At 64.1% G+C, this 13,257-nt stretch carries 9 protein-coding genes; 3 read left to right on the top strand and 6 right to left on the bottom strand.

The genetic code is table 11. The annotated features are described in order from the left end of the window. Positions 1-37 precede the first annotated feature (37 nt). The 3 genes from addB to trxA all read left to right on the top strand — a co-directional run bounded on the left by addB (position 38) and on the right by trxA (position 7,145). Positions 38-3,223 (top strand): double-strand break repair protein AddB, encoded by a 3,186-nt coding sequence (gene addB, locus ACEK02_RS21175; protein ID WP_371423519.1) that lies wholly within the window; start codon positions 38-40, stop codon positions 3,221-3,223. Next, positions 3,220-6,723 carry a double-strand break repair helicase AddA gene (gene addA, locus ACEK02_RS21170; RefSeq protein WP_371423518.1) on the top strand — a complete coding sequence of 1,168 codons (3,504 nt, stop codon included), beginning with the start codon at positions 3,220-3,222 and terminating at the stop codon, positions 6,721-6,723. The genes addB and addA overlap by 4 nt, the downstream gene beginning before the upstream one ends. A 101-nt stretch (positions 6,724-6,824) precedes the next feature. After that, entirely contained in the window at positions 6,825-7,145 is a 321-nt protein-coding gene (gene trxA, locus ACEK02_RS21165) for a thioredoxin (RefSeq protein WP_068734104.1), read from the top strand. A 239-nt stretch (positions 7,146-7,384) separates the two neighbouring features. Here trxA and ACEK02_RS21160 read toward each other — a convergent pair whose 3' ends face one another. The 6 genes from ACEK02_RS21160 to ACEK02_RS21135 all read right to left on the bottom strand — a co-directional run bounded on the left by ACEK02_RS21160 (position 7,385) and on the right by ACEK02_RS21135 (position 13,252). Continuing rightward, complete coding sequence (locus ACEK02_RS21160; RefSeq protein WP_371423517.1) at positions 7,385-8,125, bottom strand: metallophosphoesterase; 741 nt, start codon at positions 8,123-8,125, stop codon at positions 7,385-7,387. 57 nt (positions 8,126-8,182) lie between these two features. After that, positions 8,183-9,460 carry a folylpolyglutamate synthase/dihydrofolate synthase family protein gene (locus tag ACEK02_RS21155; protein WP_371423612.1) on the bottom strand — a complete coding sequence of 426 codons (1,278 nt, stop codon included), beginning with the start codon at positions 9,458-9,460 and terminating at the stop codon, positions 8,183-8,185. Between the two features lie 50 nt (positions 9,461-9,510). Then, on the bottom strand, positions 9,511-10,440 hold the full coding sequence (gene accD / locus ACEK02_RS21150; RefSeq protein WP_371423516.1) for an acetyl-CoA carboxylase, carboxyltransferase subunit beta: 930 nt from the start codon (positions 10,438-10,440) through the stop codon (positions 9,511-9,513). A 105-nt stretch (positions 10,441-10,545) separates the two neighbouring features. After that, positions 10,546-11,382, bottom strand: a complete 837-nt coding sequence (trpA, locus tag ACEK02_RS21145) for a tryptophan synthase subunit alpha (protein ID WP_371423515.1) — start codon at positions 11,380-11,382, stop codon at positions 10,546-10,548. Beyond that, complete coding sequence (trpB, locus tag ACEK02_RS21140) at positions 11,379-12,596, bottom strand: tryptophan synthase subunit beta (RefSeq protein ID WP_371423514.1); 1,218 nt, start codon at positions 12,594-12,596, stop codon at positions 11,379-11,381. Before trpB ends, trpA begins: the two co-directional genes overlap by 4 nt. Further along, positions 12,596-13,252, bottom strand: coding sequence for a phosphoribosylanthranilate isomerase (locus ACEK02_RS21135; protein WP_371423513.1), 657 nt, complete (start codon positions 13,250-13,252; stop codon positions 12,596-12,598). The genes trpB and ACEK02_RS21135 overlap by 1 nt, the downstream gene beginning before the upstream one ends. Positions 13,253-13,257 lie beyond the last annotated feature (5 nt).

Here is a 13,257-nt window from a genome sequence, read left to right as displayed (position 1 = left end):
ATGCCATGATGCATCCTGATCACGAATCAGGGTGTTCATGCGCGTCTTCAACATTCCATCCTCGGCGCCGTTTCTGCGCACGCTGATCACCGCGCTCGTCGACGGTGATCTCGTCGAGGGATTCTCCGCGCGCAACGCGCCGGAGAAGCTGGCAACCGTCACCCTGTATCTGCCGACGCGCCGCGCCGGACGCATGGCGCAGGAAATCTTCCTCGACGTGCTCGGCACCGACGCCGTGCTGCTGCCGCGTATCGTGCCGCTCGGCGATGTCGACGAGGAGGAACTGGCTTTTGCGCAGGCGGCATCGCCCGAGGCGCTTGAAAGGCTGGATGCGCCCGCTGCACTCGATGGATTGCAGCGCCGCCTGCTGCTCGCGCAACTGATTGCCGCATGGGCCAGGCAGCTTGCACCCGGCGACCCCACGCAGACGCCGCTGGTGGTCGGTGGACCGGCCTCGACGCTCGCCCTTGCCGACGATCTCGCGCGGCTGATGGACGACATGGCGACGCGCAAGGTCGACTGGAGCGCGCTGGACGGGCTGGTGCCCGATGCGCTCGATCAATACTGGCAACTCACGCTGCAGTTTCTGAGCATCGCCAGGAATGTCTGGCCGGATATCCTTGCCGCCCATAAAGCGATCGAGCCCGCTGTGCGCCGCGATCTGCTGATCGATGCCGAGGCGGCACGCCTGAAGGTTCACAAAGGCGGCCCGATCATCGCGGCAGGCTCGACCGGCTCGATGCCGACGACGGCGAAGTTTCTGCGCGAAGTCGCGCAACTGCCTGATGGCGCCGTCGTTCTGCCAGGGCTCGATACCGATCTCGACGACATCGCATGGAATCTCATCGGCGGCACCAAGGATGCATTGGGCCGCACCGAATCCTCCGCATCGAACCATCCGCAATTCGCGCTCCATGCGCTACTGGAACGGTTCGGCATCACCCGCCGTGACGTGATGACGCTCGGCACGCCATCCCCACGGGGCCGCGAATTGCTGACGTCGGAAGCCATGCGGCCGTCCAATGCCACGGCGCAGTGGCATACGCGACTGGCGCAGCCTGCCGTCGAGCAGAAGATCGCTGCCGGGATGCAAAATCTCTCCGTGATCGCCGCCACAAATCCGGAAATGGAAGCGCTGGCCATCGCGATTGCAATGCGCGAAGCCCATGAGCTGAAGAAATCCGCCGCATTGGTGACGCCCGACCGCGCGCTGGCGCGCCGGGTGATGGCCGCGCTCGGGCGCTGGAATCTGCTGTTCGACGATTCTGGCGGCGATGCGCTGACGGAGACGTCGGCCGGTATCTTCGCGCGCCTCATCGCCGAGGCCGCAGCAGAACAGCTCGAGCCGGCGACATTGCTGGCCCTGCTGAAACATCCGCTGTTTCGTCTGGGTGCTGCACCGAATTCCTGGAAAGACGCGATCGAGACGCTCGAACTTGCGCTGCTGCGCGGCACGCGGCCGACGCCCGGCACCGCGGGGCTTGCGCAGGACTTCATGCGATTCCGCGATGAGCTCGGCAAGCTGCGACGCCGCGAGGCATCCATGCTACATGGCGCTGAGCCGCGCGCGAAACTGAACGACGACCAACTCGACCGCGCGGAAGAATTGATCGCCGGATTGCGGGCGGCGCTGGCGCCGCTGGAAAGCATCCATCCCATCAGGCCGATCGATTTCGCCGAAGTCGCCTTGCGGCACCGCGAGGCGATCAAGCTCTTGTCGCGTGATGACAAAGGCAATGACGTCGCGCTCGTCGGACGCGAGGGCACGCCGCTCACCAGGGCGTTCGACGATCTGCTCGTGAAGGAGCCAGCCGAAGACGGTGGCGAGGATCGCCTGCGTCCAAGCGGCTTGATGATGCAGCTGCGCGATTACCCCGATGTGTTTCAGACCGCTTTTGCGGATCGCATCGTACGCCGGCCGGAAGTCGCCAATGCGACACTGCGCATCTATGGTCAGCTCGAAGCGCGATTGACGCAATCCGACCGTGTCATTCTCGGTGGCCTCGTCGAAGGCATCTGGCCGCCATCGCCGCGCATCGACCCCTGGCTCAGCCGTCCGATGCGGCATCAACTCGGCCTCGACCTTCCGGAGCGTCGCATCGGGTTGACCGCGCATGACTTCGTGCAATTGCTCGGCAGCGACGAGGTCATTCTCAGCCACGCGGCAAAAGTCGGCGGTGCGCCGGCTGTCGCGTCGCGCTTCCTGCATCGGCTCGAAGCCGTCGCCGGTAAGGTGCGCTGGAACGCAGCAGTTGCTGCGGGCGAGAATTATGTTCGTTACGCCGAAGAACTCGACCGACCGGACAAAGTCACGCCGATCACGCAACCGGAGCCCCGGCCACCGCGCGCCGCGCGGCCGCTCAGACTGTCGGTCACCGCCATTGAGGACTGGCTGCGCGATCCCTACACGATCTATGCCAAATATATTCTGGGTCTGGCACCGCTCGATCCCGTTGACATGCCGCTGTCGGCTGCCGACCGGGGATCGGCGATCCATGCCGCGCTCGGCGACTTCACCATCGCATACAGCAAGGCGCTGCCTGACGATCCCGCCCGTGAACTGCGCCAGATTGGCGATCAGCATTTTGCCCCCCTGATGGCGCGGCCCGAGGCGCGGGCATTATGGTGGCCGCGCTTCCTGCGCATCGCATCGTGGTTTGCGGCCTGGGAGATCGACCGCCGCATCAATGTCGCCAGCATCGATGCGGAAGTGCGCGGCGAGATCAAGATCCCGCTCGATCACGGCCGCGTCTTTCATCTGTCGGCGCGCGCCGACCGCATCGAACATCGCAGCGACCGCACTTTCGCGCTGCTCGACTACAAGACCGGCCAGCCGCCGACCGGCAAGCAGGTCCGCATGGGCCTGTCGCCGCAACTCACGCTGGAAGCCGCGATCCTGCGCGAGGGCGGCTTTGCCGGGATCGCTGCCGGATCGTCCGTCAGCGAGCTGGTCTATGTCCGGCTCAGCGGCAACAACCCGCCCGGCGAAGAGCGGGTGCTCGAACTGAAGATGGAGCGCAAGGACGAGGCGCAATTGCCGGACGATGCTGCTATCGAAGCACGCGCCAAGCTGGAGGCGCTGATCCGCACATTCGAGGACGAGGCCACCGCCTATACGTCGCTGAGCCTGTCCATGTGGTCGAACCGCTATGGCAGCTATGACGATCTGGCGCGGATCAAGGAGTGGTCTGCCAATGGTGGCTCTGGGGGAGCCGAGTCATGAGTGGCCCGCGCAACATCCCGCCCGCGGCGAGTGCCAGACAACAGCTTGCGTCGGATCCCGCATCCTCGGTGTTCGTCTCCGCGAATGCCGGCTCCGGCAAGACCTATGTGCTGGTCAATCGCGTAATCCGGCTGCTGCTGGATGGCGTGCCGCCCGAGAAGATCCTCTGCGTCACCTTCACCAAGGCAGCCGCGGCCAACATGGCCGAACGCGTGTTCACGCGGCTCGGCCACTGGGTCACGCTCGATGATGCCGCGCTCGACGCGGAAATCAAAAATGCCGGCGTTCCCGCGTCGAACAGCAGACTGCGCTCGCGAGCCCGCGAGCTGTTTGCCAGCGCCTTGGAAACACCAGGCGGGTTGAAGGTGCAGACCATCCACGCCCTGTGCACGCGGCTGCTGCAGCAGTTTCCGTTCGAGGCCAATGTGCCGGCGCGGTTCAGCGTGCTCGATGATCGCGACCAGAACGAGATGATGGAGCGCGCCAGCCTGCAGGTGCTGCTGCATGCAGCCGCCGCGCCCGACAGCGCCGAAGGCCGCGCGCTGACGACGGCCATGACGTCCGCTGCCGATGTCACCTTCCGCGACGTGGTGCGCGAGGCGAGCCTCTCCCGCGATCAATTCCTAGCCTGGATCGCACGTGCCGGCTCGACCGACGCCGCGATGGCGCAGCTCTCGGCGACATTGGGCGTGGCGCCCGAAGACAGCCCTGAGAATGTCGAGCTCGAAATCATCGACGGGCCCCATCTGCCGCGCGAGCGCTGGATACCCGCCGCCGAGATCTTCGAAACCGGCAGCAAGACCGACAACGATCAGGCGACACGACTGCGCGAGGCATTGTCGCTGTCGGGCACCGAACAGGTCGAGAAATATCTCGAACTGTTCCTGACCAAGGATCAGTCGCTGCGAAAGTCGCTGGCCACCAAGAAAATCGCCGACAGCCGTCCGGACCTCCTGGCAGCCCTGCAGCGCGAGGGCGACCGCGTGATCCCGCTGCTGGAGCGACGCCGCGCCGTCGCCATGCGCGAACGCACCCAGTCGCTACTGGTGATCGCCAGCCAGGTCGCGGAAAATTATCGCCGCGAAAAGAACGAACGCGGGTTGCTGGACTATGACGACCTGATCGCGCGCACGCTGGAGATGCTCGACCGGGTGTCGTCGAGCTGGGTGCATTTCAAACTCGATCGCGGCGTCGACCACGTGTTGATCGACGAGGCGCAGGATACGAGCCCGCGGCAATGGGACATCATCACCCATCTGATCTCGGAATTCACCTCCGGAGAAGGCGCGCGCGACAGCCTCAAGCGCACGATCTTCGCGGTTGGCGACGAGAAGCAATCGATCTTCTCGTTCCAGGGCGCAGCACCCCGCGAATTCGACCTGCGGCGCAAGGCACTGCAGAGCAGGTTCAAGGACGCCGGGATGAAATTCGATCCCATTGCGTTCAGCCATTCCTTCCGGTCGGGCTCGGCCATTCTGCGATCGGTCGATCACGTGTTTCGCGACGAAGCGATCTTCCGCAGCATCCATGCGGTGGAGAACGGCTATCCGATTCATGAAACGCTGGACGATGCCGGGCCCAGCCTGATCGATCTATGGGAGCTGGAACAGCCTGACGACCGGCCCAGCATCGAAGGCTGGCAAGCACCGTTCGACAAGCGCTCCGAGACAAGCCCCGAAGTGAAGCTCGCGCGCCGTGTGCAGACCGAGATCAAGGACCTGATCGCGGCGAAGACGGAGACCGGCCCCATCGGCAAGCGCCGCGCACTGCGCTATGGCGACATGCTGGTGCTGGTGCGCCGCCGAGGCAAGGCCTTTGACGCCATCATCCAGGCGCTGAAACATGCCGGCATTCCGGTCGCCGGCGCTGACCGGCTGAAGCTCACCGAACATATCGCCATCATCGACCTGATGAACCTGGCCGATGCGCTGCTGCTGCCGCAGGACGATCTGGCATTGGCGACCGTGTTGAAGAGCCCGCTATTCGGCCTCGACGACGACGATCTGTTCAAGCTGGCCTATGAGCGCACGGGATCGTTGCGCGACGCGCTCGGTGAAAAGGCGGCGAACGATGCCAAACTCGGCAACGCTCTGAAACGGCTCATCACCTGCGAGAAGCGCAGTGCGAGCGAGACGCCTTTCGCGTTCTATGCCTGGCTGCTCGGCGGCGACCATGGCCGCGCGCGCATCCTGCGTCGGCTCGGCCATGAAGCCAATGATGCGCTCGACGAGTTTCTCGAACTTGCATTGGGCTATGAGCGCAAGGCACCGGCCTCGCTGCAGGGCTTCGTCGCCTGGCTGCGCGCCGCCGACACCGAGGTGAAGCGCGACATGGAAATCACGCGCGATGAAGTCCGCGTGATGACCGTGCACGGCGCCAAGGGTCTGGAAGCGCCGGTGGTGTTCCTGGTCGATACCACATCGTCGCCCGCGGATTCACAGCGGCTCAATCTGATCCATTTGCCGCAGGCTAATGCCGCGCCGAACGCACCGGGCGTCGTGGTCTGGGCCGGCAAGAAAGCGGACGATCCGCCGGCTGTGGCGGCGGCGCGCGCCGACATGATCCGCGATACCGAAGACGAGTATCGCCGGCTGCTTTACGTGGCGATGACGCGCGCAGCCGACCGCCTGATCGTCGGCGGCTGCATGCCCGGCAATCGCAACGAAGTGCGGCCGCTGTCCTGGTACGATCTGATCCAGAAGGGCCTCGAGAACTCGGGCCTTCACATGCAACAGGTCCCGCCGCCGGACGGCGCGGTAAAACGCTATACGCGGGTGGAAGACATCGTACCCGCGCCGGGCACTGCAACCCCTGCCGCTGCGGCTGCGCCAATCGTGCTGCCGGCGTGGCTACGCGACAAGGTCGGCGACCAGCCGCGCCGCGAAAGCCTGCTCCGCCCATCGGACGCCGAAGACGATGACGACGGGCGCGGCCAGCGCACGGGTGAATCCGAGCGGCTGCGCCAACTGGCCCTGCAACGCGGCAATCTCGTGCATCGGCTGCTGCAATCGCTGCCCGATATCGCCGCCGAGAAGCGCCGCGAGACCGGGCTGAGCTTCCTTGCCCGTAACGCCCAAGAAAGGGACGGCTGGACCGACCTTGACCGGGTGGCGCTGGCCACGCAGGTGCTGGCGCTGATCGGCGATCCGCGCCTGTCCGAGCTGTTTGCGCCGGGCAGCCGCGCCGAGGTGGCCGTGGCCGGCCGGCTGACGCGTAAGGACGGCTCGCCGGTTCTGGTGTCGGGCCAGATCGACCGGCTGGTCCTGACCAAGAGCGAGATCCGGATCGTCGATTACAAGACCAATCACAATCCGCCGCGAAAGCTGATCGAGGCACCCAAGGCTTACATCCGGCAGTTGGCGCTGTATCGCGGCGTGCTCGCCAGGTTATACCCGGACCGGCCGATCCGCGCCGCCCTGCTCTGGACGGAAACGCTTGAAATGATGGAGATTTCCGGTGCTGCGCTGGACGCGGAGCTGGCCGCCATCATCTCACTGTGACCAACCTTGACCCGGCAAGGGGGCGTTCATAGGTTGGATGCATCATTCCGGCGCGCGAATCTTCCAGCGCGCCTTTCATTGAACAGGACGAGGATACGACCATGGCCGTTGGCAAGGTGACAGACGCCGATTTCGAAGCGGAAGTGCTCAAGGCGACCGGCCCGGTCGTGATCGATTTCTGGGCCGAATGGTGCGGTCCGTGCCGCATGATTGCGCCGGCGCTCGACGAAATCTCCGCTGCCATGGGCGAAAAGGTCACCATCCTGAAGCTCAATGTCGACGAGAACCCGAAGACCGCCTCCAAGTATGGCGTGATGTCGATCCCGACGCTGATGATCTTCAAGGGCGGCGAAATGGCCTCCCGCCAGGTCGGCGCCGCGCCGAAGGCGAAGCTGCAGCAGTGGATCAGCGCTGCGGTCTGATCGCCTTTCATCTCTGAGAATTCGAACGGCCGGTGATATCTCACCGGCCGTTTTTGTTTTGTGTACCTGACCTCGCCCCGCTTGCGGGGAGAGGTCGCCTTTCACATGCGGAGCATGTGGAAGGCGGTGAGGGGGAGCCAGTGTTTCACTCGCTGGCCCCCCTCACCCGCCGCGGACTTCGTCCGCGCCACCCTCTCCCCGCAAGCGGGGCGAGGGAAGCGGCGCCGACCGTTTTTCTTTCAGCGAATCCAGCCCGTCGCCAGTGCGCTCGCCCATTCGGGTCGCTGGTTCTGCAACGCCAACTCCGCCATCGCCTGATGATCGTAAGGCACCTGACGGAACGTCACGTGCCATCGCTTGCCCACCTTTTCGATGATTGCGTAGCAGGCGTCCGGCGTGCCGACTTCCAGCATATGCGGAAAAGGCACGACGTCGCGATAACCGGGGCCGCCGACGCTGCCGGGATTGACGATCATGCGGCCGTCGCGAAGCCTGACGGAGCGTGCAATGTGGGTGTGGGCGCAGAGGATAAGCGATTGGGTGATACCTTTCGCCTTCTCCTCGATGGCTTCGATCGCGGCCATATGCACGATGCCCTCGGGCGTTACGGACTCCATCCAGTAGGTGTTGTCGTCATCGGGTGTCGCGTGAACGAGATAGACCTCATCGCGATAGATCGTGCTGAAGGGCAGCGCACGCAGCCATTCCATCTGCGCCGGTTCGAGCTGGCTATGCGCCAGGCGGTCGGACGGATACATGTCTTCAAGTCTGTAATCGGTGACATAGCGATCGTGATTGCCACGCACGCAGACGGCGTTCATGCCCATCATGATCTCGACGGTGCGGCGGGCATCCAGCGGGCCTGAAACCATGTCGCCGAGATTGACGATATCGGAAATGCCCTGCGCGCGGATGTCAGCGACAACAGCTTCAAGGGCGAAATGGTTGCCGTGAACATCGGCAATGGCAGCGAAGCGCATCGAATCTCCCCGTAACAATCAACGATCAATCAGAGATCGTTTATCGTGATGCAGGTTCTATGCAGGTAGCGTGCCGTTCTCGGCCAACACATGGCCGGCGAGATAGAGCGAGCCCGCAATCAGGATCCGCGGCGGCACTTCATAGGCCAGCTTGGTGAGAGATTGCAGCGCATCAGCGACGCTCGGCGCGGTCTCGACGCGCATACCCAGGCTCCGCGCGGCATCGGCCAGTGTCTCCGGCGCCATGGCGCCGTCGCGGCCAGGGATTTTCACCGCAATGATATGCCGGGTCTGGCCGGCAAAATTCGCCAGAAAGCCGGTGGCATCCTTGTTGGCCATCATGCCGGCGATCACGACCAGCGGTCGCGGCACGCGCTCTTCGAGATCGCCGAGCGCGGCTGCGATGACGCGACCGCCATCCGCATTGTGGCCGCCATCGAGCCAGACTTCGGATTCGGCAGGCGCCGCAGCGACGAGCCTGCCCGATGTCAGTCGCTGCATCCGCGCTGGCCATTCGGCGCGCGCCACCCCCGTCTCGTAGGCCGCGGGATCGATCTTGAAGATGTCCAGCGCACGCAATGTCGCAATTGCCAAACCGGCATTGCCGAACTGATGGCGCCCGAACAGCCGTGGCGCGGCGATATCCATCAGCCCGCGATCGTCCTGATACACCAGACGCCCGCGCTCGATATTGACGTGCCATTCCTGCCCGGCGCTCACAAGCGGCGCATGCATCCTGCGCGCCTGCTGTTCGATCACCCCGGTCACTTCAGGCGCCTGCTCGGCCGTGATCACCGGCACGCGGCGCTTGATGATGCCGGCTTTCTCACTGGCAATCTTCGCGAGCGTATCGCCGAGAAAATCCGTGTGATCGATGGAAATCGGCGTCAACACACAGGCGGCTGGTGTTTCGATGACATTGGTCGCATCGAGCCGGCCACCGAGGCCGACTTCGAGCAGCGCGACATCGGCGGGATGTTTCGCGAACAGACCGAACGCCACGGCGGTTTCGGCCTCGAACAGCGTGATCGGTGCGTCGGCATTGACCGTTTCGACATGGGCGAAAGCCGCTTGCAATTCATCGTCGCTCACCAGCGCGCCGGCGAGGCGGATGCTCTCATTCATGCGAACGAGATGCGGCGAGGTGTAGACATGAACTTTGAGACCGGCGGCCTCACAGATCGCGCGCAGATAGGCGATGGTCGAGCCCTTGCCATTGGTGCCGGCGACATGGATGACCGGGGGCAGCTTGCGCTCGGGATTGCCGAGCTGCGCCATCAGCCGCTGCATGCGGTCCAGCGACAGATCGATGGCGGTCGGATGCAGCGTCGACATCCGCGCCAGAATCCCGCCGAGGTCCGGCGACGATGGCGGCGCGGAGTTGCTCACGCGTGCGCGGCCGGCACCGCGTCAGGAGCCACGACGATCTCGGCCGGAATGCTCTCCGCGCGCGGCGGACTGGCAATGGCCGGGGACTTCGTCAGCAGGCGGCACAGGCGCGCCAGCGTCGGCTTCAGATCGTGGCGATGCACGACCATGTCGATCATGCCGTGGTCGCGCAGATATTCGGCGCGCTGGAAACCTTCCGGCAGTTTCTCGCGGATGGTCTGCTCGATCACGCGGGCTCCGGCAAAGCCGATCAGCGCGCCGGGCTCGGCGATCTGCACATCGCCCAGCATCGCATAAGATGCGGTGACACCGCCTGTGGTCGGGTTGGTGAGCACCACGATGTAGGGCAACTTGGCTTCGCGCAGCATCTGCACGCCGACGGTGGTGCGGGGCAGCTGCATGAGCGAGAGGATGCCTTCCTGCATGCGCGCACCGCCGGAGGCCGCAAACACGATGAAGGGCGACTTCTTCTCGACCGCGAGCTCAAATCCGCGCACCAGTGCCTCGCCGGCGGCCATGCCGAGCGAACCGCCCATGAAATCGAAATCCTGCACGGCGACGACGACGCCGGTGCCCTCCATCTTGCCGTAACCGACCTTGACCGAGTCGTTCATGCTGGTCTTGGTGCGCGCATCCTTGATGCGATCGACATATTTGCGCTCGTCGCGAAACTTCAGCGGATCGGCAATCACCTCGGGCAGCGCGACGTCGTACCAGGTCTCGTTGTCGAAGATCGACTTCATGCGGGCGGTGGCGCCCATGCGCATGTGATAGTTCGAGCCGGGAATGACGAACTGGTTGCTCTCGACGTCCTTGTAGAACACGAGCTGTCCTGTATCCGGGCACTTGATCCACAGATTCTCGGGCGTCTCACGACGCAGGATGTTGCGGATTTTCGGCCGGACGACGTTGGTGAGCCAGTTCATGTGTGTCTCCGCGTCGCTGAGATGATGCGTCGCTCTGATATCTATATGGCGGCCAGCACAGAGCCCGGCAACCATCGTTCCCGGTCTATGTCGGCCAATTGTGGCTTATTCCGCAGCCTGTTTGGCCCCATGAACGCCCTGGGCAAGGGCTGCGGCCAGACCGGCGACAGCGCTGACGGTCTTGGGCGTTGCCTTGCCCTCGGCATCCAGCGAGGCCTTCAGGGCATCGACCAGCGCCGTGCCGACCACGGCGCCATTGGCATGCCTTGCGATGTCATGCGCCGCTTCCGGCGTCCGAATCCCGAAGCCGACACAGACCGGCAATTTGGTGTGACGCTTGATGCGTTCCACAGCGGCGCTCACGGCGGAGGTGTCCGCGCTGGCCGAGCCGGTGATGCCCGTGATCGAGACGTAATAGACGAAGCCCGACGTGTTCGCGAGCACAGCCGGGAGGCGTTTGTCGTCGGTGGTCGGCGTCGCGAGACGAATGAAATTGAGGCCTGCCTTCATGGCGGGCAGGCAGAGTTCGGCGTCTTCTTCCGGCGGCAGGTCGACGATGATCAGGCCATCGACTCCGGCGGATTTCGCATCGGGCAGGAATTTATCGACGCCGTAGATATAGATCGGATTGTAGTAGCCCATCAGCACGATGGGCGTCTTGTCGTCAGTGACGCGGAAGTCGCGCACGAGCTGCAGCGTCTTGCGCAGCGTCATGCCAGCCTGCAGCGCGCGCAGACCCGCAGCCTGGATCGACGGGCCGTCAGCCATCGGATCGGTGAAGGGCATACCGATCTCGATGATGTCGGCACCGGCCTTCGGCAGCGCCTTGACGATTTCCAGCGCGGTGGCGGGATCGGGATCGCCGGCCATCACGAAAGTGACGAATGCCGCACGGCCTTCGGCTTTCAGTTCGGCGAAACGGGTATCGATGCGGGTGGTCACGATTGCCTGCCCTTCAGGATATCGCCGACCTGCGGGACGTCCTTGTCGCCGCGGCCGGAGAGGTTGACGACCATCAGGTGATCCTTCGGCAGCGTTGGCGCGAGTTCGCTCACCTTGGCGAGGGCATGGGCCGGCTCCAGCGCCGGAATGATGCCTTCGAGTTTCGACAGCAGCTGGAATGCGGCGAGCGCTTCCTCATCCGTCGCCGACAGATACTTCACGCGGCCGATCGTATGCAGCCACGAATGCTCGGGGCCGATGCCGGGATAATCAAGGCCGGCGGAGATCGAATGGCCTTCCTGGATCTGGCCGTCTTCATCCATCAGGAGATAGGTGCGGTTGCCGTGCAGCACGCCGGGACGGCCACCAGCGATCGACGCCGCATGCAAATTGGTGAGGCCGTGACCCGCCGCTTCGACGCCGTAGATATCGACCGAGGGATCGTCGAGGAACGGATGGAAGAGCCCCATCGCATTGGAGCCGCCGCCGATGCAGGCGATCAACGAATCCGGCAGGCGACCTTCGAGCTCCTGCATCTGCACACGCGTTTCCTCCCCGATGATCGACTGGAAGTCGCGTACCATCATCGGATAGGGGTGCGGGCCGGCAACGGTGCCTATGCAATAGAACGTGTCGTGCACATTGGTGACCCAGTCGCGCAGCGCCTCGTTCATCGCATCCTTGAGCGTGCGCGCACCAACCTGCACCGGCACCACCTTGGCACCAAGCATTTCCATGCGGATCACATTGGGCTGCTGACGCGCGACGTCCACCGCGCCCATATAGACGATGCATTCGAGGCCGAAGCGTGCACAGAGCGTCGCCGTCGCCACGCCATGCTGACCGGCGCCGGTCTCGGCAATGATCCGCTTCTTGCCCATACGGCGCGCGACCATGATCTGGCCGAGCACGTTGTTCACCTTGTGCGAGCCGGTGTGATTCAGCTCCTCACGCTTCAAATAGATTTTTGCGCCACCCAGATGTTCGGTCAGGCGCTCCGCAAAATAGAGCGGCGACGGGCGGCCGACATAGGCCTTGAGATAACCGTCCATCTCCTTGCGGAAGGCGGGATCGGCCTTGGCCTCCTCATAGGCCTTCTGCAGATTGAGGATCAGCGGCATCAGCGTCTCGGCGACGAAGCGGCCGCCGAAGATGCCGAAGTGACCGGTGTCGTCGGGACCGGACCGATAGGAATTGGGAATGGCTTGAGTCATCAGGTCGTCAGTTCTTCCGTTGCGCGCGCGGCGCGGATGAAAGCGCGGATCATGTCGGGATCCTTGATGCCCGGCGCGCTTTCCACGCCGGACGAAATATCGACACCGCCGGCCCGCGTGATGCGCAGGGCTTCGGCGACGTTGGCGGCATTGAGGCCGCCCGACACCATGAAGGGCAGCTTCAGATCGAGGCCTTCGAGCAGATGCCAGTCGAAGACCGCGCCGAGGCCACCCGGACGCGTTGCATCCTTTGGTGGTTTGGCATCGAACAGGATGCGATCACAGACGGCAGCATAGCCAGGCAATGCACCGAGATCGGCCCTGGTCTCGACGGCGAGCGCCTTCATGACCGGAAGGCCGAACTTCTGTTTGATATCACGCACCCGCGCCACGCTTTCCTTGCCGTGGAGCTGCAGGATATCGGGCTTCAATGCGTCGATGCTGTTTTCCAGATCCGCATCGTCGGCATCCACCGACAGCGCGACCTTTACAGCACGGCCCTTCGCCTGCTTCCCGAGAGCCCGCGCCACGTCGAGCGTGACATGGCGCGGCGACGGCGGAAAGAACACGAAGCCGACCATATCCGTACCGCCGACCAGAGCCGCGTCGAGCGTCTCCGGAGTGGACAGGCCGCAGATTTTAACGATCAGAGACATGTTTC

The sequence above is a fragment of the Tardiphaga sp. genome (assembly GCF_041424195.1).
Lineage (GTDB): Bacteria > Pseudomonadota > Alphaproteobacteria > Rhizobiales > Xanthobacteraceae > Tardiphaga.
This window is presented reverse-complemented; position numbering and strand designations above follow the sequence as displayed.